Below are 18493 nucleotides of genomic sequence, written 5' to 3'. Positions count from 1 at the left end.
TTTAAATACATCACTATGAAATTAAAATTGATTGGACTGGCGGCATTGACCCTCGCCGCCACGGCCGTACGCGCCCAAGGTACGGCAGCCGACTACAAGCGGGCCTACAGTCTTCAAAGCAAGTTCCAACAAAAGACCGTTGCCCATTGGGCACACGACATCGGATGGAAGGATTCTTCCTCAGTGTTGCACTATTACATCGACACACAAGATGGAAGACGTTATATATCATACGATGTGACGTATGGTATCTCGAAGACCTACAACTCTGAGAGGGAGATGAAGAAGGCGCTCGGCATGAAGGAGCGTCGCAACGCAAATGGTCAGCGCACCTACAACGATCCGTTCCGCCATAAAGAGTCTTTCTGGATGGATACCTACGACGAGCAGGACCAACGTGTGGTGGCTTCGCCCGACGGCAAGCTCGACGCGTGGATTGAGAACAACAATGTGTATGTTCACGAGGTGGGCAAGCCCTGGTCGAAGAAGCGCGCCCTCTCGCAAGACGGAACCATCGGCCGCTACTACAGTTCCGACATCTATTGGAGCCCCGACTCACGCAAGATCTTCGTTTGCAAGCGCAACAAGGTTGAGAAGCGCTACGTCTACTATGTAGAGTCGTCGCCCGCCGACCAAGAGCAGCCTTGTCTCCACAAGCAGGAATATGCCAAGCCTGGCGACGAACTGCCGCAGCACTGGCCTGTGATCTTCACCCTTACGGTTCCCGATTCGGCCGCAATGGCCAAGAATCCGAAGGGAAGCCTTATTGATGGCATGACTGTGAAGAAGGTGGAAGGCGACCCGCGCACCATCGAAAACCAGTATGAGCTCAACTGGTTCTGGTGGTCGCCCGATAGCCGCGAGGTGACCATGGAATATAACCAGCGTGGGCACAAGCTCTATCAGGTGCTGGCCATGGATGCCAATACGGGCGGATTCCGCACCATTGTGGAGGAGCGCGCCAAAACGTTCATCAACTATTATCGCCTATGGCGCCAGTTTATCAACGATAGCAAGCAGATGCTTTGGATCTCGGAGCGCGACAACTGGAACCACATCTACCTCTATGACGTGCGCCCCGACAAGAAGGGCCGCATGGCACAGCCTCGCCAGATTACCAAGGGCGACTGGTTTGTGCGCAAGGTGCAGTATGTGGATGAGGCCAACCGCGTTATTTACTTCTCGGCTTCGGGCGTCAACAAGGACGAGGATCCTTATCTCGTACATTATTATAGAATCGACTTCGACGGCAAGAACATGACCTGTCTCACCCCGGCTGAGGGCAACCACTACGCCGTGTTCTCACCCGACTACAAATACCTGGTAGATGTTTACAGCAAGACCGATGTGCCTCCTGTAACCGAGTTGCGAAGCGCCGTCGACGGCAAGCTGCTGAAGACGCTTGAGACGGCCGACATCTCGAAGCTGAAGGCCAATGGCTGGGTGGCTCCCGAGATATTCAAGGCGAAGGGTCGCGATGGAAAGACCGACATGTGGGGACTCATCTACCGTCCCACCAACTTCGACCCGTCGAAGACTTATCCCATCATCGAGTACATCTATGCAGGACCTGGCGACGCTTACGTTCCCAAGTCGTTCACCCCGTTCTTCTGGAATGCCACGGCTTTGGCCGAGTTGGGCTTCATTGTGGTTCAGGTCGACGGTATGGGCACAAGCTACCGTGGCAAGAAGTTTGAGGAGATCTGCTATAAGAACCTGAAGGACGCCGGACTGCCCGACCACATTCAGTGGATCAAGGCCGCTGCCGCCAAGTATCCTTACATGGACGCCAACAACGTGGGTATCTACGGCATGTCGGCAGGTGGACAGGAATCGACAACCGCCCTGTTGTTCCACGGCGATTTCTACAAGTGCGCCTATAGCTCATGCGGATGCCACGACAACCGTATGGACAAGATTTGGTGGAACGAGCAGTGGATGGGATGGCCCGTCGACTCAAGCTACGTGGAGTGCAGCAATGTTTACAACGCCCACAAGTTGGAGCGCCCATTGATGCTGGCTGTTGGCGAGATCGACAACAACGTGGATCCTGCAAGCACCTATCAGGTGGTCGACGCTTTGGAGAAGGCAGGTAAGGACTTTGACCTCATCGTCATTCCTGGAGCCCGCCACACCATGGGCGAGGCCTTTGGCGAGCACAAGCGTTTCGACTTCTTCGTGAAGCACCTCTACAAAGTAGATCCCCCCAAGTGGTCGGATCTGAAGTGATGATTTTGCACCAAGCCAGATGAGCAGAGCCGAGCTTGATTGGACTTTGCCATGGCGAGAAAAGGTGCAATGAAACAGAACGATAAATATTGGAAAGGCCGAAACCCTACGAAGGGGGTTCGGCCTTTCCTGTCTAAAAACGGCTTAGGAAAGACGGTGTGTGTGTAGTTCTTGTTCGTGTTTGTTTCGAGCAGGCTGACTATGGCGGAAACGCGAATGGAAGCATGAGACCGAAAGAAATGCCGGTAAGCGTTGAAAAGAGCCGGAAGTCTTCTAACAATCTTCCTGTTTCGGCTTAATAGGTCGATTGGTGATAAATGTGTATTCGCCTAAAACGCCAAGAAGGCGCAACGTTACCGCTGCGCCTTCTTGGCGTTTTAGTATTGAATGGAATGATTTTCTCCTTTATTATATAGGGAGGTTTCAACCTGCGGGTTAAGCCCTATTAGTATGCGCTTTGGAACTCCTCGAGGAAACGGGTGTCGTTCTCTGAGAAGAGACGGAGGTCGTTGACGCCATACTTCAGGTTGGCGATGCGCTCTACGCCCATACCGAAGGCATAGCCCGTGTAAACCTCGGGGTCGATGTTGCAGGCTGCCAAGTCGTGTGGGTCGACCATGCCGCAACCCAAAATCTCCACCCATCCGGTGTGCTTACAGAAGTTGCAGCCCTTTCCTCCGCAGATAGAGCAAGAGATGTCCATCTCGGCACTGGGCTCGGTGAACGGGAAGAAGCTGGGGCGAAGGCGAATCTTCGTGTCGGCGCCAAACATCTCGCGAGCGAAGGTGAGGAGCACCTGCTTCAGGTCGGTGAAGCTTACGCCCTTGTCGACATACAGACCCTCCACCTGGTGGAAGAAGCAGTGGGCGCGCGCTGAGATGGCCTCATTGCGGTAAACGCGTCCAGGGCAGAGCACACGGATAGGCGGCTCGTGGGTCTCCATATAGTGGGCTTCGTCGCCCGAGGTGTGTGAGCGAAGCAGCACATTCTTGGTTACGTCGTTGGGGTTCTGGGAGATGAAGAACGTGTCCTGCATGTCGCGTGCTGGGTGATCGGCAGCAAAGTTGAGCATGGTGAACACGTGCTTGTCGTCGTCGACCTCAGGACCATTGTAGAGCGTGAAGCCCATACGCTGGAAGATGTCGATGATCTCGTTACGGACAAGTGTCAGCGGATGGCGAGTGCCAAGGTCGACGGGGTAGGCAGTGCGTGTGAGGTCGAGGCTCTCCGAGGCTGTCTCGGTGGTCTCCACCTGCTCGCGGAGCGCGTTGATCTTGTCGGTGGCTGCCTTTTTCAGTTCGTTGATCTTGATGCCCAGCTCGCGCTTTTCCTCTTTGGCCACATTGCGGAAATCTGCAATGATGGCGTTGATTTCGCCTTTCTTACTGAGATATTTCAATCTGAGTTGCTCCACATCCTCAGCGTTTTTGGCTGAGAGGGCTGACACTTCTTTGAGAAGTTCGTCTATCTTGTCTGTTAACATCATCTTTTTGATTAACTTTATTCGATTTGCAAAGTTACTAACTTTTATTTGAAAATGCGGTTCTATTAAAAAAAATATGTGTAATTTTGCCTCGGTTTATGAATGATGTTATGAGAAAAGGAATTGTATTTGCTGTTTTCTTTTTGCTCTTGCTGATGATGGCCGTGCCCTATGGGTGCACCGACCGGAAAGCAGCATCGGCCGACTCAGCGGCGTCCGACACGCTGGTTAACGACACTTCGAGCCTCGATTCCACAGAGACTTTGATAGCCGAGACCCCTGTTCCCAAGGCCGCCGACGAGCTTTTTGACGACTTTGTGTTCAATTTTGCGGCCAACCGCAAGTTGCAGATGAGGCGCATCCAGTTCCCGCTGCCCGTCTACCATAACGGGAAGCTGACCAAGCATGTGGACAAGGAGCAATGGAAGATGGAGCACTTCTTCATGCATCAAGGCTATTACACGATTGTGTTCGACAACAACAAGCAGAAGTATTTGATGAAAGACACCACTATCGGACATGTTGTCGTGGAGAAGATCTTCTTTAAAAGGAAGACCGTTCAGCAGTTTGTGTTCGACCGTTTACAGGGCGAATGGATGCTGACGTCGATGAATTACAAGCCCCTTTATCAGAACAAGAACGCCTCGTTCCTGAGGTTCTACCATCATTTTGCGGTCGATTCGGCTTTCCAGGTGAAGAGCATGGCCGACGAGGTGGAGTTTACGGCTCCCGACCCGGAGGACGATTTCTCGCAGATCTCAGGCGTTATCATGCCCGAGCAGTGGCCCGACTTTAAGCCGACACTTATTCCGCGCGGCATCATATACAACATTATCTACGGACAGCATTACACCGAGACGACCCGAAAGATATTCCTGATTCGTGGCATTGCCAATGGTTTGGAGATCGAGTTGGTTTTCCGTAAGGTGAAGGGCAAGTGGAAATTGGTGAAATTCAACAGCTAAGTATGCAGACATTTACAGACATTTCGTTGCTCAGTCGCAACACCTTCGGCATCGACCAGAAATGTGCCGAGTTGTGGGTTTATCAAAATGTGGCCGACGCTACGCAGGTGGCGCTCGACGACAAGTTGCGTTCGATGCCTTACTTGCTGGTGGGCGGCGGTAGCAACCTGCTTCTGACGCGCGATTTCCCAGGCATCGTCATCACACCCGAGAAGCGGTTTGACGTGAAGGTGGAACGTGAAAGTGCAGATGATGTGGTTATTCGCTGCTGGGCTGGAACCACGTTCGACGATGTGGTGGCTTACGCTGTGGAGCAGGGATGGTATGGCATGGAGAACCTGAGCCTCATTCCTGGCGAATGCGGAGCGTCGGCGGTGCAGAACATTGGAGCCTATGGCGCTGAGGCAAAGGACATCCTCGTGGATGTGGAAGCCGTGGAGCTGGCCACAGGAAAGCATGTCGTCATCAAGGCGGAAGATTGCAATTATAGCTATCGACAGAGCCGATTCAAGCACGAATGGAAAGACAAGTATGTTATCCTGACGGTGAGTTACCGTCTCTCGAAGACTTTTACGCCCGACCTTGACTATGGCAACATACGTGCCGAATTGGAGCGTTGTGGCATCGATGCGGCAACGCTGACGGCCCATCAGCTGCGTCAGGTAATTGTCGATATCCGTCGCGCCAAGCTCCCCGACCCGGAGGTGATGGGCAACGCAGGCTCTTTCTTTATGAACCCTGTCGTAGACGAGGCTACGTTTGAGCGCCTGAAAGCTGAACATTCTGATCTGCGCTATTTTGAGATGGGTGAGGGACGATACAAGATTCCTGCCGGATGGATGATCGACCAATGCGGCTGGAAGGGTAAGAGCCTGGGCCGCGCTGGTGTGCACGACAAGCAAGCCTTGGTGCTTGTGAACCGAGGCGGAGCGAAAGGCGAGGATGTGGTGGCGCTGATGCACGCCGTTCAGGCATCGGTGAGAGAACGGTTCGGGCTGGAGCTGCACCCGGAGGTGAATGTGATATGAGCATGCGGCGGCTTACTTTCCTGGGCACAGGAACCTCCACGGGTGTTCCGGTGAATGGATGCGACTGTGAGGTGTGTAAGAGCACGGACCCGCACGACAAGCGGTATCGCGCCGCTGCGTTGCTGGAAACCAACCATACTCGCATCCTTATCGATTGTGGCCCTGACATCCGAATGCAACTCATGTCATTGCCTTTTAGGCGTATCGATGGCCTGCTGCTCACCCATGGCCATTACGACCATGTGGGTGGACTCGACGATTTGCGACCTTTCTGCAAGTTTGGCGACATCGATATCTATGGCAACGATATCGCGGTGAAGACCGTGATGCATAATTTTCCATATTGTTTTGTGCAACATCTTTATCCCGGTGTGCCGAAATTCAACCTTCACACCATACGTTGCCACCAACGATTGGTCATTGGCGACGTGGAGGTGGAACCCTTTGGCGTGATGCACGACAAGTTGCCCATCTTGGGTTATCGGTTCGGCGATTTCGCTTACATTACCGATATGAAGACCATAGAGGATGAGGAGTTCGAACATTTACGAGGCGTAAAGACATTGGTGGTCAATGCCCTGCGGTGGGAAAAATGGCATCATAGCCACATGACGGTGGAGGAGGCCATGGCATTTGCGCAAAGGGTGGGGGCTGAACGCACCTATTTTACTCACATGGGCCACGGAATAGGACTGCATGATGAGGCTAATGCTCGCTTGCCCAAGAACATGTGGTTTGCCTACGACGGCGAAATCATAGAGGTTTAGCCCCAATCGGCCGTTCGTTTTTGGTTCTTGTTGGTATTTGTTTCTAACGATTTTCCTGTTTCGTTTTAATGGCCGGTAAGGGGTTAAGGTCTCGGAAATGCTTGTTCTAAACCTGTTTGAACAACCATCGATAGCTATGATATTTTATAGAAATGTGGATTGTAGTGGGTTGGTAACTAATGGGTTGCGCGATGAGGATGGGCGTGTTTTGGTGAAGCCTGAAGGCTTTTTGAAAACACTAAATAGAAGGGGCTTGTTTTTGAAAGGACACAAAAAAAGGAGTACCGCTGTACTCCAACCTTGTTAACCTTAAATCTAATACTATGAAAAACACGATGCAAAGTTACGACTTTTATTTGAACTTGCAAATATATAGCGCATAAATTTCTTATAAATAACATACATTAACAAATCGGATTTTCCACTTAATAGTTTTTAATAAGAAAACTTATCAAAGTGTTAGCGTTTCACGCCTTCTTCTTTCTTTTTTCTTTTTGTGGCAAAAATAGACCTTGTGCCAAATGCGGTTGCGTTTTTTGTTGCAATCTGAGCGGCTTTGACGCTGGATGGAGCTTAGCCTTGTAAGGACCGTTATGGCTGTGTTTAAGGTTCGTTTGGCAAGGTTGGGCTACATGTGTAGAGGTGGGTTGCCCCGTGGCAGGTTTGGTGATGTGTGGCCACGAAATTGGACTGGTTGGATGTGTGTGGTGGCACTAATGAAAGGTTAAGGGCTGATGACCTTCTGCCTTGTTGGCGCTTGGGGTTGAAAAGTTGATTTGGGATTGCGTGTGATGTAAAATGCGAAACCGCAGTCTTTGAGGGATTGGAGGGTAAAACATGAGTCGTGTTTTTGCTAAACGCGAGCTGTGGGTTTGTAAAACCCGAGTCGTGGCTTTATCAATTATGAGTTGTAGCTTTACAAAACGTGAGCTATGGCTTTGCAAAGCGCGAGTTGGGGTTTTACGTGTGGGGGGGATGGAATGGCCGATTTGGGTTGAAAAGTACGGCCTGATAAGGGAAGATGGCTTGCCGGGAAGGGCAGGAACGTGGAGGCTTTTGCTGTTATTGTGTAGTCTCATGTGAGACAAGGCGTCGTCATTCGTAAGCTATGGCGTTGGCTGGTGTGAGACGAGGCGTCGTCATTCGTAAGCTGTGGCGTTGGCTGGTGTGAGACGAGGGGCAACTTGTGGATAGGCTTGGGTGGTTCCAATGGCAGGCGGGGCAATGCTTGTGATGAAGTGAGGCATCGCCTATGATAGCGTGGAACAACGGATAAAACCTACTTTTTGAACTTGCGATAGAGCTTCCAGCCCAAGATCATGGCGTCGAAGAGACCGGCTCCGGTGCTCAACAGGCTGTTGAAGCGCTTGGTGGGTGACGCTTTGCGATCGAGCGCCTCGGGCTTCTTGAAGAGCGAGCTCCACTCGTTGCTCAACTTGTTGCTGTCTTTTTGGATTTCTGTCTGCAACATAGCCTTGCGCAGTTGTATTTCCTCGATGGTGGTGTAAGACGTTGGTGTCATGGTTGATGAGCGTTGGAAACGGGTTGACGGTTAGCTAAGAAGGATGGAGGCGAGAAACTTAACGAGTGGTTTTTCGATCCATTGCTTTCTGAAGGTGATAAACAACAAGAGCAGCAGGAAATAGGCTCCGGCAACAATGAGGAACCCAACAGCTTCGCCCACCCATGGCGCCAACGCACTGGCGGCGGCAAAACTGAGGTAGATGAGCATGAGAATGACGAGCAGCGAAATGATGACCGTCATGGTGATGACCGTCAGCAGGCGCACTGTCTTCTCCACTACGTCGAGCTTGATATACTCGCTTTGGAGCGTGGCGTAGTGTTTCAGGGTTTCCACCAGTTGACCGATGGTCTCTATGTTCTTGTCGTTTGAAAACATAATTCGTTGTGGGAAAACGTGGATGATGATGTGTTTTGCCATTCCTGCGGGTGCGCCGAGAGGGTAGTCTGGCGCATCCGAGGATGGACTTGAGGTTATTCGGCTGTGTTGTCTACAGCATCCTTGATGTCGTCGACCAAGTCTTCCGTCTGTTTGCGGTTGAGCTTGATGTCGTGCTTCTTGCAGAAGTCGTCCACAGCGTCAGAAATCTTTGTGCGAGTGTCAGCACCCTTCTCAGGTGCCAGGAGCAAGCCTAAGGCTGCGCCTGCGATGGCGCCACCCAGGAAAGCACCGATGTAACCGATTGTCTTCATAAGCGTATCGTTTAATGGTAAATAGTTATCGTTAGCGAATAGTTCGCATTTTATAATTGCAAATATAAGCATTCCGCCTTAAAATCAAGGCTGAAAAAGGCTATTTTTTGTTAAATAAGCCCTATTTTCCTGATTTAACAAACTTTATGTGGCGTTGCGGCGCACGTATGTGGATTATTTTGTAATTTCGCAAATTAAAGAAGCAAAAGCTTAAAAAGCGATATTACTAACATTTATAATATTATAAAAGTATGAAGAAATACATGGTTTTGGGCGCGGCCTTCTGCGTGGCCTTTGCCTTCACGGGTTGTAAATCACAGGAGAGTGCCTACAAGAAAGTGTGGGAAAAGGCTCAGGCTCAGGAAGAGCAGAACCGTAACCAGGCTCCTGCTCAGGAGACGGCTCCTGTTGTTACTCCGCTCGTGGAGAAGTCGGCCGACCAGACCACAGTTACCAATGTTGACAATGCCACCGTGCGCACAGAGGACGTTACCGTCGTCAGCGGTCCTGGCTTGAAGGCATATAGCGTCGTTGTAGGCTCATTCTCGCTGAAGACCAACGCCGAGGGCATGCAGAACACGCTCAAGCAGGGCGGTTACGATGCACAAATCGCTTACAACTCAAGCATCAATATGTATCGCGTTGTTGCCTCGACCTATGCCGATAAGGCCAGCGCTGTGCAGAGCCGCGACGCCATCCGTGGCAGCCAGTATAACCCCAAGAGCGACGCTTGGTTGCTTTTCAAGAAGTAAGAAGCGGAGCGATTGCCTTGACGCAATGAAGCTCATCAATTGATATTCATGCCGCGAATTCTCTCCATTGATTATGGCAAGAAACGCACGGGGTTGGCTGTGACCGACCCCTTGCAGATCATTGCCAATGGACTGACGACGGTGGAGACCAAGGATTTGTTCGACTTTCTCAGCCAATATGTGCAAAAAGAGGAGGTCGAGCGAATCGTTGTCGGCAAGCCTATGCAACCAAATGGCCAGCCGTCGGAAAACTTGGCAAGGGTGGAGAACTTCGTCAACCGTTGGCGAAAGGCGCGACCTTCCATCCCCATCGAGTATTATGATGAGCGTTTCACCTCCGTGCTTGCCCATCGAGCCATGATCGACGGTGGCGTGAGAAAGAAGGAGAGACGCGAGAACAAAGGTCTTGTCGATGAAATATCGGCAACGATTATACTTCAGGATTACATGAACTCCAAGAAGAGATGATATTACCTATTTATACATATGGTCAGCCTGTTCTGAGAAAGGTTGCCCAAGAAGTGGCCGTGGACGACCCCACCTTGAAGACGTTCATCGCCGACATGTACGAAACCCTCGACGCAGCGGAAGGCGTGGGCTTGGCCGCACCACAGGTGGGCAAGGCCTTGCGTGTGGTCGTTATCGACCTCGACGTGCTGAAGGACGACTTTCCGGAGTATGCTGGCTTCCGCCACGCCTACATCAATGCACACATCGTGGAGTACGATGAAAAGTCGAAGAAGGCGACGTTGGACGAGGGCTGCCTCTCCATCCCTGGTCTCCACGAGAGCGTAACACGCCCCACGCGCATCCATGTGACCTACCTCGACGAGGACCTCAATCCGCACGACGAGTGGGTGGAGGGCTATCTGGCACGTGTTATGCAACACGAGTTCGACCACCTGGAGGGCGTTATGTACGTTGATCGGGTGTCTGCCTTCCGCAAGCAGATGATTAACAGCAAGTTGCGTGGCATCGCGCAAGGCAAGTTCCGTTGCCCTTATCGTGTGAAGGCGCCTCGCCGCTAATGGTCGTTTGGCCTAACATCAGAATTCGACTGTCATGAAGCGCGTGCTCGTCCCCATGCTCTTGGCTTTGCTTTTTTGCGGCAAGGCCAAGGCACAATATAATGTGGATCGCCTGATTACCAGTGGTGAGGTGGCGTTGCACTATGAGGACTACGTGCTCTCCATACAGTATTTTAATAAGGTGTTGGCGCTTAAGCCATACCTTTGGTTGCCTTGGTACGACCGTGCCACGGCCAAGTTTTATTTGGAGGACTTTGTGGGCGCCGAGCAAGACGCCTCCAAAGCCATCTCCCTCAATCCCTATATTGAGCAGATCTTCGACCTGCGCGCCATATCGCGCATACGTCAGGAGAAATACACGGATGCCATCTCCGACTATGACCGTGCCATCAAGCTCAATCCCAATGTGTCGAGTTTTTGGCTCAACCGTGCCATTTGCCGTTTGAACGCCAAAGATTACGATCAGGCGCTTCTCGACGCCGACACCATCATCTCGCGTTGGTCGAAGACGGCCACGGCCTATTCGTTGAAGGCTGAGATCTATTTGGAGCGCAAGGATACCACCACAGCCGACCTATGGCTAAGCCGCAGTTTGCAGCAAGAGCCTTACAATGCCGACGCTTGGGCCACACGTTCGTTCATCGCATTGAACCGACAGCAGTGGTTGGTGGCCGACTCATGTCTCAGCCAAGTCATACATTTGCGACCCAAGGTGGCGAGCAACTATGTGAACCGTGCTTTGGCGCGCCTCAAGGTGAACAACCTCAGGGGAGCCATGGCCGATTACGACTTGGCCATCGACCTTGACCCTAACAACTTCCTGGCCCATTATAACCGAGGTTTGTTGCGTGTGCAACTGGGCGACGATAACCGTGCCATAGAGGATTTCGATTTTGTTGTTAAGATGGAGCCGCAGAATTTCTTGGCCATCTATAACCGCGCTTTGCTCAACGACAAGGTGGGCAACCTACGTGCCGCCATCCGCGACTATACCGCCATCATCGAGCAGTTCCCCAATTTCTGGACTGGTCTGACGCAGCGTGCCCGAGCCTATCGTAAGTTGGGCATGACGGCAAAGGCCGAGCTCGACGAGTTTCGTGTCTTCAAGGCGCAGATGGACAAGCACGTGGGTGTGCAGCAGCGCTGGAGCCGTTCGAAGTTGAAGGCGGTGCGTAAGCGCTCGGAACTCGACTTGAGCAAGTATAACGACATCGTCGTGGAGGACAAGCCGCGTGTGGAACACGAGTACAACAGCGACTACCGTGGTGCTGTGCAGAACCGCGACGTGGAGGTTGCCTTCTTGCCCATGTTCCAGTTGTCGTATTTCACCTATGCCAATGGCGTGCGTGATTACCAGGCTTACGATGCCGCCGTGGATCGGTTCAACAACACGCAGGCCCCCTTGCGCAAGCTATATTTGACCTGTAACCAGAACCGAGAGAAACTCACCGACACCCAGTCGCGCCAGATATTCCAACTCATCGACGCCCTGACTGAGGGCATCAATGAGGAAACCGACCGCATGGCGCGCGCCGCCCTGCTCTTGCAGCGTGCCGTGGCCTATGCCGAGGCGCAGAACTATGCCGACGCCATTGCCGATCTCGACGATTACCTCTCGATCGACACCCTGTCGGCCATCGGCCGTTGGGAGCGTGCCGTTTGTCAGGCCATGCTCAATAGTTACGATGCTTCGCGTGGACAGAATGTCAGCATGAAGTCGGCACAAGTGGAGGGCGATATCGCCGAAGCCATTAAGGTGGCACCGAAGAACGCCTACCTTTTCTATAATAGAGGCAACCTCTACGCCGCCGCCAAGAACTATTCGCGTGCCATCGACGACTATTCGCGCGCCATCGAGATCGACCCTAACTTCGCCGAGGCTTATCTCAACCGTGGCTTGGCGCGTTGCTATTCTGGAAAAACAACTGATGGATTGCACGACTTCAGCAAAGCTGGTGAGTTGGGCCTTTACAACGCTTACGCCATTAGCAAGCAACTTTCGCGCAAGAAATAGCGCCATCCCATTCCAGGCGCCATTCCCCTTTGCCTATTCGGCCATCCCTGTTGGTTCTGTCAGCCATCCTTATCTATTATGATAGCCATTCTCTTTCTGTGTGAGAATGGCCATGAGCGGTTGCGTCGTTCAATGCGGGGAGCGCGTAGGGACAAGCGTGGAACAACAATGAGAAGGCTCCGCTTGTGATGATGTAGCGAGGCTATTGCGAGCACAATGTATGGCTATGTTGAGGGCGCATCCAAGCCGTTAGCCTTTCCCGTCGTTGGGTTTGCGGCGTTTTGGGTGCCCCATTGTTCTTTTATGGCAAAGTCCTTCCAATCTGTTGAAAATAAACCGCTTTTTGTTATTGCATTCAAAAAATATGTATTACTTTTGCGGTGATTTAAATAAAACTAATTTGTATCATGGTTAAAATCACATTCCCGGATGGTTCTGTGCGTGAGTACGAGCAGGGCGTAACCGGACTTCAAATCGCTGAGAGCATCTCACCGGCTCTCGCCCGTGACGTTGTATGTTGTGGGATCAATGGTGAGACAACCGAGTTGAACCGTCCCATCAATGAGGACAGCGCCATCCAACTGTTTAAGTTTGATGACGAAGAGGGCAAGCACACATTCTGGCACACCTCCGCCCACTTGTTGGCCGAGGCTTTGCAGGAACTTTATCCAGGCATACAGTTCGGATTCGGACCGGCCGTGGAGAATGGTTTCTTCTACGATGTGATGCCCGCCGAGGGACAGGTTATCTCCGAGAACGACTTCCCGAAGATTGAGGCCAAGATGAAAGAGTTGGCCAAGAAGAACGAGCCCGTCGTTCGCCGCGAAGTGGCGAAGGCCGATGCCATCAAGGAGTTTGAGGCCGCCGGTCAGCAGTACAAGGTGGAGCATATCTCGCTCGACTTGGAGGACGGAACCATTACCACATATACCCAAGGCGCTTTCACAGACCTTTGCCGTGGTCCGCACTTGTTGTCGACAGGCAATATCAAGGCCATTAAGATTACCAGCGTAGCCGGTGCTTTCTGGCGTGGCGACGCTAAGCGCGAGCAGATGACCCGTATCTATGGTATCTCCTTCCCGAAGAAGAAGATGCTCGACGAGTATCTGCAGATGCTTGAGGAGGCCAAGAAGCGCGACCATCGTAAGATTGGTAAGGAGATGGAGCTCTTCATGTTCTCCGACCGCGTGGGTAAGGGTCTTCCCATTTGGCTTCCCAAGGGCACCGAGCTGCGCCTCCGCTTGCAGGATTTGCTGCGCCGCGTGCTGAAGCCTTACAACTATCAGGAGGTCATCACCCCAGGTATCGGCTCTAAGAATCTTTATATCACCAGTGGCCACTGGGCCCACTATGGTAAGGATGCCTTCCAGCCCATTGAGACTCCCGAGGAGGACGAGATCTACATGTTGAAGCCGATGAACTGCCCTCACCACTGTGAGGTGTATTCTCGCAAGCCCCGTTCTTACAAGGATCTGCCCTTGCGCATCGCTGAGTTTGGTACGGTGTTCCGTTATGAGAAGAGCGGTGAGCTGCACGGACTGACCCGCGTGCGTACGTTCACACAGGACGACGCGCACATCTTCGTGCGCAGCGACCAGGTGAAGGCCGAGTTCGAGTCGGTTATCGATATCATCCAGAAGGTCTTCGCTACCTTCGGTTTCGACAACTATGAGGCTCAAATCTCATTGCGTGATCCTAAGGACACAGAGAAATACATCGGTTCTGACGAAATTTGGGAAGAGAGCCAGAACGCCATTCGTGAGGCTTGTAAGGAGAAAGGTCTCCAGGCTCGCGAAGTGGAAGGTGAGGCCGCTTTCTATGGTCCTAAGCTCGACTTCATGGTGAAGGACGCCATTGGCCGCCGTTGGCAGTTGGGTACCATCCAGGTGGACTACAACCTGCCGCAGCGTTTCCACTTGGAGTATACCGCAGAGGACAACTCCAAGAAGACTCCGGTTATGATTCACCGCGCACCGTTCGGTTCGCTCGAGCGCTTCACGGCTGTACTCATTGAGCACACCGCTGGTCATTTCCCCTTGTGGCTCACGCCCGACCAGGTGGCCATCCTGCCTATCTCGGAGAAATACAACGACTACGCTCAGAAGGTGAAGGCTTATTTCGACGATCAGGATGTGCGCGCTTACATCGACGACCGCAACGAGAAGATTGGACGTAAGATTCGCGACAATGAGCTGAAGCGTGTGCCTTACATGCTCGTCGTGGGCGAGAAGGAGGCTGCCGACGGACTCGTGTCTATGCGCGTTCAGGGCGGTGGCGAGCAGGCTACCATGAAGATGGAAGACTTTGCACAGCGCATCAAGGACGAAGTGGCCGAGCAACTGAAGAACATTTAATACCGTGGGTGCATAGCCCCCAACCAATCCGGAGCCCTTTGTTTGGCTTGCACGCAACGTATCGTTGCCATGTGGGCGGCGGGACGGTAGGGTGGAGTGGCACCATAGGTTCATGTAATAGACAAGGTGGAAGAAACGCATGTAAATGCGTGACTTCCACCTTATTGCTTTACTCCCAATCGCTCATTAGACCGGAGCAGGAACAATATTGGTGTGTGCTTAGTCCCTGACAAAATCAAATGACCGATTGAGGTTTGAAAAATTGTTGAGGAATTCTTTGGAAGTATCGATAGTTTTTCGTAATTTTGCACGCTGAATTGGGGAAAGTACGCCCACTTCGATACAGAACTTAAAATAGTTGAATGAAAGACAACAACAAGATGAAGAATCAGTACCGCGTCAATGGTCAGATCCATGTGCGGGAAGTTCGTGTGGTTAGCGACAATGGCTCAGAAGTGATGCCTACTCGTCAAGCTTTGGATATGGCTCGCCAGCAGGGTGTTGACCTGGTGGAGATCTCTCCCAATGCGCAACCTCCTGTTTGTCGTATCATCGACTATAGCAAGTTTCTCTATCAGCAGAAGAAGCGTCAGAAGGAAATGAAGCAGAAGCAGGTCAAGGTTGAGGTCAAGGAGATTCGTTTCGGACCCCAGACCGACGCTCACGACTACCAGTTCAAGTTGAAGCACGCCCAGGAGTTCTTGGAGGAGGGCAACAAGGTGCGCGCCTATGTGTTCTTCCGCGGACGCTCCATCCTTTTCAAGGAGCAGGGTGAGGTGCTTTTGCTTCGCTTTGCCAATGACCTGGAAGAGTATGCCAAGGTTGAGCAGTTGCCCCGTTTGGAGGGTAAGAAGATGTTCCTCTTCTTGGCTCCTAAGAAGGCAGGTGTGGCTAAGCAGAGCCAGCAGAAGCGCGATCGTCTGGCCGCAGAGGCTGCTGCCAAAGAGGAAAACGCTCAAAAGGCTGCTGAGCAGGCTGAGAAAAACGGACTGCTCGCCAACGCCAAAGGTGGCGACGCCTTGAAGAAGTTGGTTGAGAACAGCGGCGAACAAGAGTAAAAAACTGAGTGGTACCGCCAGGTATATGCGTTGCCACCTTTTATTATAATCATTTTAACAACAACAAAAAATGCCAAAAGTAAAGACTAATTCCGGCGCAAAGAAGAGATTTTCTTTCACAGCTACCGGTAAGATCAAGCGTAATCACGCTTACCACAGTCACATTCTGACTAAGAAGACAAAGAAGCAGAAGAGAAACCTTGTGCACTCGACAGTGGTCGTGCGCGACAACATGAAGCAGGTGCGTGATCTGCTCAATCTGCGTTAATCATTCATTTCACTTTTTAGTCGAACGTTTAAAGAAGAAAAATTATGCCAAGATCAGTAAATCACGTTGCTTCTAAAGCAAAGAGAACACGTATCCTGAAGCTCACGAAGGGTTACTTCGGTGCCCGTAAGAATGTTTGGACGGTTGCCAAGAATACATGGGAGAAGGGTTTGACCTACGCTTACCGTGACCGCCGCAATAAGAAGCGCAACTTCCGCGCCCTGTGGATTCAGCGTATCAACGCTGCCGCTCGTTTGCAGGATATGAGCTACAGCCAGCTCATGGGTGCTCTTCACAAGGCCGGTATCGAGATCAACCGTAAGGTCCTCGCTGACCTCGCCGTCAACAACCCTGAGGCTTTCAAGGCCATCGTTGACAAGGTGAAGTAAATCACAATTGACTCAACATACAAGAGGTGCGCGGAGCAATGCTTCGCGCACCTTTTGCGTTTAGCGCCTCTCAGCCCTGTGATTGACCTTCTTCGCTGGGTGTTACGGGCCTATCGTTGAGAACAATTCGCACATTATTGTTTGCTTGTTGTTCTCTTTGGACGGGCTTTACGGGTGCGTAGCAGGAAGCTGTTTGCGTTGAAAATCGGCAACAAACTATAGTTAAAACTACACACTTCTTTTCGGGTTAGCGCATTGTTGGTTCCAAATATGCGATTCTTGGCGTAATCTTGTAATTCTTTGATAATGAGATGCTTGTATCGGTGAAGCTGCATTCTGCACATCATGCTTTGCCCTTCATATTCCCAATTTCCGTATTTCCTATTGCGAAACATGCCTAATCGACTTGCGATAGCTTGCCTTTCGAGTCTCGAAAGATGGCTTTTCGAGCCTCGATAGATGCCCTTTTGCATCTCGAAAGATGCCTAATGTTGATCGCGTCTGTTGGTTGCGATCGTTCTTTTCTCCCCAAATTGTCTTTTCGCTTTCTATTTCATCTGAAATCTTAGGCAAACTTTTTGGTCAAATTATCATACAAAGTCGTCTGCTTCACGATACCTTCAGCTGTGGCACCAAGGTGTGCAACTTTACAGTAACTTGCGAGGTCGTTGTCCTGCATAAAGTCATCCACTTATGCTTGTACATTGTCTCGTCAGACTCAATGAGGTCAATGATATTGTACGGCATCTGATTGTCACCTCCCCACGGGATGTACTTCATCTTGTCGTTGATGATGATTGGTGCGATGTTGTGCTCCTCCTTGAAGACTTCACTTGTCTTGGAGGTGAAAGCTGCGGAGGCGTGGGTGCCGGAGATGTTATGGACGGATGTAAATGTAAGTGTATCGGGCATAATATGCTGTTTTTGAAGCAAAGATATATTGTAGGTCAATCCTCGGAAAAGACATAAAACTATTGAATAGTTTTCAACTTGTTGAGAACATAGCATAAAATTAAGGCTGTTTTGCAAGTTTGTTGATAATAATTAGTAATTTTGCGGTATAAATTAAATATTATGACACATAAAGAGTTGAATCGCCTAAAACTATTGCTTGTTGAGAAAAAGAAAACAGGCTTATGGCTGGCTGAGCAACTTGGAAAAGATAAAACAACCATCTCAAAATGGTGCACTAATTCAAGCCAGCCAGACGTTGAGTGTTTGATAAAAATATCAAAACTTCTCAATGTAGAACTTTCGGATATATTAATAGTTGATAATGAAGAAATATAATGGAACAAAATATAATCCAAACTGATGTCGTGAAAGCTGCAGCTGCTATCAAATCTGCCATTCAGCTAACGCGAAAGACAATGATGCTTAGTGCAAACAAAAATGCATTAGCTTTGTATACGGCATAGGACGGTACATCTGCCAAAGTCAGAAAAGATCCAGTTGGGGTGATAAAATTCTTGAAACTATTTCTTCACTACTGCAACAAGAGATGCCTGGTTTAAAAGGTTTTTCTAAAACGCAGTTGAAAAGAATGAAAACATTCTATCTCGCATGGCAAAATTACTTTCGTACACCCTCGGATTTCCCCAAAAATAGTTCTATCGCAGATTTCACCAATATCACTGATTCTGAAGATGTTGTAATTGGTCCATTGACAACGGACCAATTTGACAAGGCAACCCTGGATGCATTTCTTACAGTACAGTTTACCCATCATTATGAAATATTGCAACGTACAGACACACTCAATGAAAGATTGTTTTATATCTACAAGGTTGCAAGTGAATTTTGGAGCGTTGATAAACTTAAATATAATATACGCGAGCAACTGTATTTGAAGGAAGGTACAATGCCTAATAATTTTGCTGTAACTTTGCGTAACTATTCAGCGAAAGGGCATGGCGGGGTATCAAGCCTCAAATAAGGCTTGAA

General features: G+C 50.7%; 19 protein-coding genes. 14 read left to right on the top strand and 5 right to left on the bottom strand.

The genetic code is table 11. The annotated features are described in order from the left end of the window. Positions 1 to 15 precede the first annotated feature (15 nt). Positions 16 to 2229, top strand: coding sequence for a S9 family peptidase (locus KM934_RS07245; RefSeq protein ID WP_215759954.1), 2214 nt, complete (start codon positions 16 to 18; stop codon positions 2227 to 2229). Between the two features lie 445 nt (positions 2230 to 2674). On the opposite strand, the gene pheS is transcribed toward KM934_RS07245, so the two are convergent. Next, positions 2675 to 3712 (bottom strand): phenylalanine--tRNA ligase subunit alpha, encoded by a 1038-nt coding sequence (gene pheS / locus KM934_RS07240; RefSeq protein WP_215759974.1) that lies wholly within the window; start codon positions 3710 to 3712, stop codon positions 2675 to 2677. Between the two features lie 110 nt (positions 3713 to 3822). Here pheS and KM934_RS07235 point away from each other — a divergent pair, with 110 nt between their 5' ends. From KM934_RS07235 to KM934_RS07225, 3 genes are read left to right on the top strand one after another with little or no spacing between them, the layout of a single operon-like run. Continuing rightward, a complete protein-coding gene (locus tag KM934_RS07235) occupies positions 3823 to 4677 on the top strand; it encodes a DUF4348 domain-containing protein (protein WP_215759953.1) in 855 nt (284 codons plus the stop codon). Positions 4678 to 4679: 2 nt separating this feature from the next. Next, positions 4680 to 5705 (top strand): UDP-N-acetylmuramate dehydrogenase, encoded by a 1026-nt coding sequence (gene murB / locus KM934_RS07230; RefSeq protein WP_215759952.1) that lies wholly within the window; start codon positions 4680 to 4682, stop codon positions 5703 to 5705. A gap of 2 nt (positions 5706 to 5707) precedes the next feature. Then, positions 5708 to 6472, top strand: coding sequence for an MBL fold metallo-hydrolase (locus tag KM934_RS07225; RefSeq protein WP_215759951.1), 765 nt, complete (start codon positions 5708 to 5710; stop codon positions 6470 to 6472). Between the two features lie 1279 nt (positions 6473 to 7751). On the opposite strand, the gene KM934_RS07220 is transcribed toward KM934_RS07225, so the two are convergent. The 3 genes from KM934_RS07220 to KM934_RS07210 form a co-directional block, all read right to left on the bottom strand. Beyond that, positions 7752 to 7994: a hypothetical protein gene (locus KM934_RS07220; RefSeq protein WP_215759950.1), complete on the bottom strand. Its 243-nt coding sequence runs from the start codon at positions 7992 to 7994 to the stop codon at positions 7752 to 7754. 30 nt (positions 7995 to 8024) lie between these two features. Next, positions 8025 to 8372 carry a phage holin family protein gene (locus KM934_RS07215; protein WP_215759949.1) on the bottom strand — a complete coding sequence of 116 codons (348 nt, stop codon included), beginning with the start codon at positions 8370 to 8372 and terminating at the stop codon, positions 8025 to 8027. Between the two features lie 95 nt (positions 8373 to 8467). Beyond that, entirely contained in the window at positions 8468 to 8686 is a 219-nt protein-coding gene (locus KM934_RS07210) for a YtxH domain-containing protein (RefSeq protein WP_215759948.1), read from the bottom strand. A gap of 251 nt (positions 8687 to 8937) precedes the next feature. On the opposite strand from KM934_RS07210, the gene KM934_RS07205 reads away from it, so the two are divergent. The 8 genes from KM934_RS07205 (at position 8938) to rplT (ending at position 16549) form a co-directional block, all read left to right on the top strand. Further along, positions 8938 to 9438, top strand: coding sequence for an SPOR domain-containing protein (locus KM934_RS07205; protein WP_215759947.1), 501 nt, complete (start codon positions 8938 to 8940; stop codon positions 9436 to 9438). A gap of 48 nt (positions 9439 to 9486) precedes the next feature. Then, a complete protein-coding gene (ruvX, locus tag KM934_RS07200; protein WP_215759946.1) occupies positions 9487 to 9906 on the top strand; it encodes a Holliday junction resolvase RuvX in 420 nt (139 codons plus the stop codon). Then, positions 9903 to 10466, top strand: a complete 564-nt coding sequence (gene def / locus KM934_RS07195; RefSeq protein WP_215759945.1) for a peptide deformylase — start codon at positions 9903 to 9905, stop codon at positions 10464 to 10466. Before ruvX ends, def begins: the two co-directional genes overlap by 4 nt. A 34-nt stretch (positions 10467 to 10500) precedes the next feature. Further along, positions 10501 to 12480 (top strand): tetratricopeptide repeat protein, encoded by a 1980-nt coding sequence (locus tag KM934_RS07190; protein ID WP_215759944.1) that lies wholly within the window; start codon positions 10501 to 10503, stop codon positions 12478 to 12480. 407 nt (positions 12481 to 12887) lie between these two features. Next, the gene (thrS, locus tag KM934_RS07185) at positions 12888 to 14834 is read left to right on the top strand and encodes a threonine--tRNA ligase (protein ID WP_215759943.1); all 1947 of its coding nucleotides are present in this window, start codon (positions 12888 to 12890) and stop codon (positions 14832 to 14834) included. A 362-nt stretch (positions 14835 to 15196) separates the two neighbouring features. Continuing rightward, complete coding sequence (infC, locus tag KM934_RS07180) at positions 15197 to 15892, top strand: translation initiation factor IF-3 (RefSeq protein ID WP_215759942.1); 696 nt, start codon at positions 15197 to 15199, stop codon at positions 15890 to 15892. Positions 15893 to 15962: 70 nt separating this feature from the next. Continuing rightward, positions 15963 to 16160 (top strand): 50S ribosomal protein L35, encoded by a 198-nt coding sequence (rpmI, locus tag KM934_RS07175; protein ID WP_215759941.1) that lies wholly within the window; start codon positions 15963 to 15965, stop codon positions 16158 to 16160. A gap of 44 nt (positions 16161 to 16204) precedes the next feature. Then, complete coding sequence (rplT, locus tag KM934_RS07170; protein ID WP_215759940.1) at positions 16205 to 16549, top strand: 50S ribosomal protein L20; 345 nt, start codon at positions 16205 to 16207, stop codon at positions 16547 to 16549. Between the two features lie 609 nt (positions 16550 to 17158). Here the strand turns inward: rplT and KM934_RS07165 are convergent. Next, positions 17159 to 17461, bottom strand: a complete 303-nt coding sequence (locus KM934_RS07165) for a hypothetical protein (RefSeq protein WP_215759939.1) — start codon at positions 17459 to 17461, stop codon at positions 17159 to 17161. 162 nt (positions 17462 to 17623) lie between these two features. Here KM934_RS07165 and KM934_RS07160 point away from each other — a divergent pair, with 162 nt between their 5' ends. Both KM934_RS07160 and KM934_RS07155 read left to right on the top strand, forming a co-directional pair. After that, positions 17624 to 17839, top strand: coding sequence for a helix-turn-helix transcriptional regulator (locus KM934_RS07160; protein ID WP_042517970.1), 216 nt, complete (start codon positions 17624 to 17626; stop codon positions 17837 to 17839). 106 nt (positions 17840 to 17945) lie between these two features. Next, positions 17946 to 18485, top strand: coding sequence for a DUF1016 N-terminal domain-containing protein (locus tag KM934_RS07155; RefSeq protein ID WP_215759973.1), 540 nt, complete (start codon positions 17946 to 17948; stop codon positions 18483 to 18485). The last annotated feature ends 8 nt before the right edge of the window (positions 18486 to 18493 follow it).

Source organism: Hallella faecis (assembly GCF_018789675.1).
GTDB lineage: Bacteria > Bacteroidota > Bacteroidia > Bacteroidales > Bacteroidaceae > Prevotella > Prevotella faecis.
The sequence above is the reverse complement of the archived record's forward strand: the minus strand, read 5'-3'. Positions and strand labels throughout refer to the sequence as shown.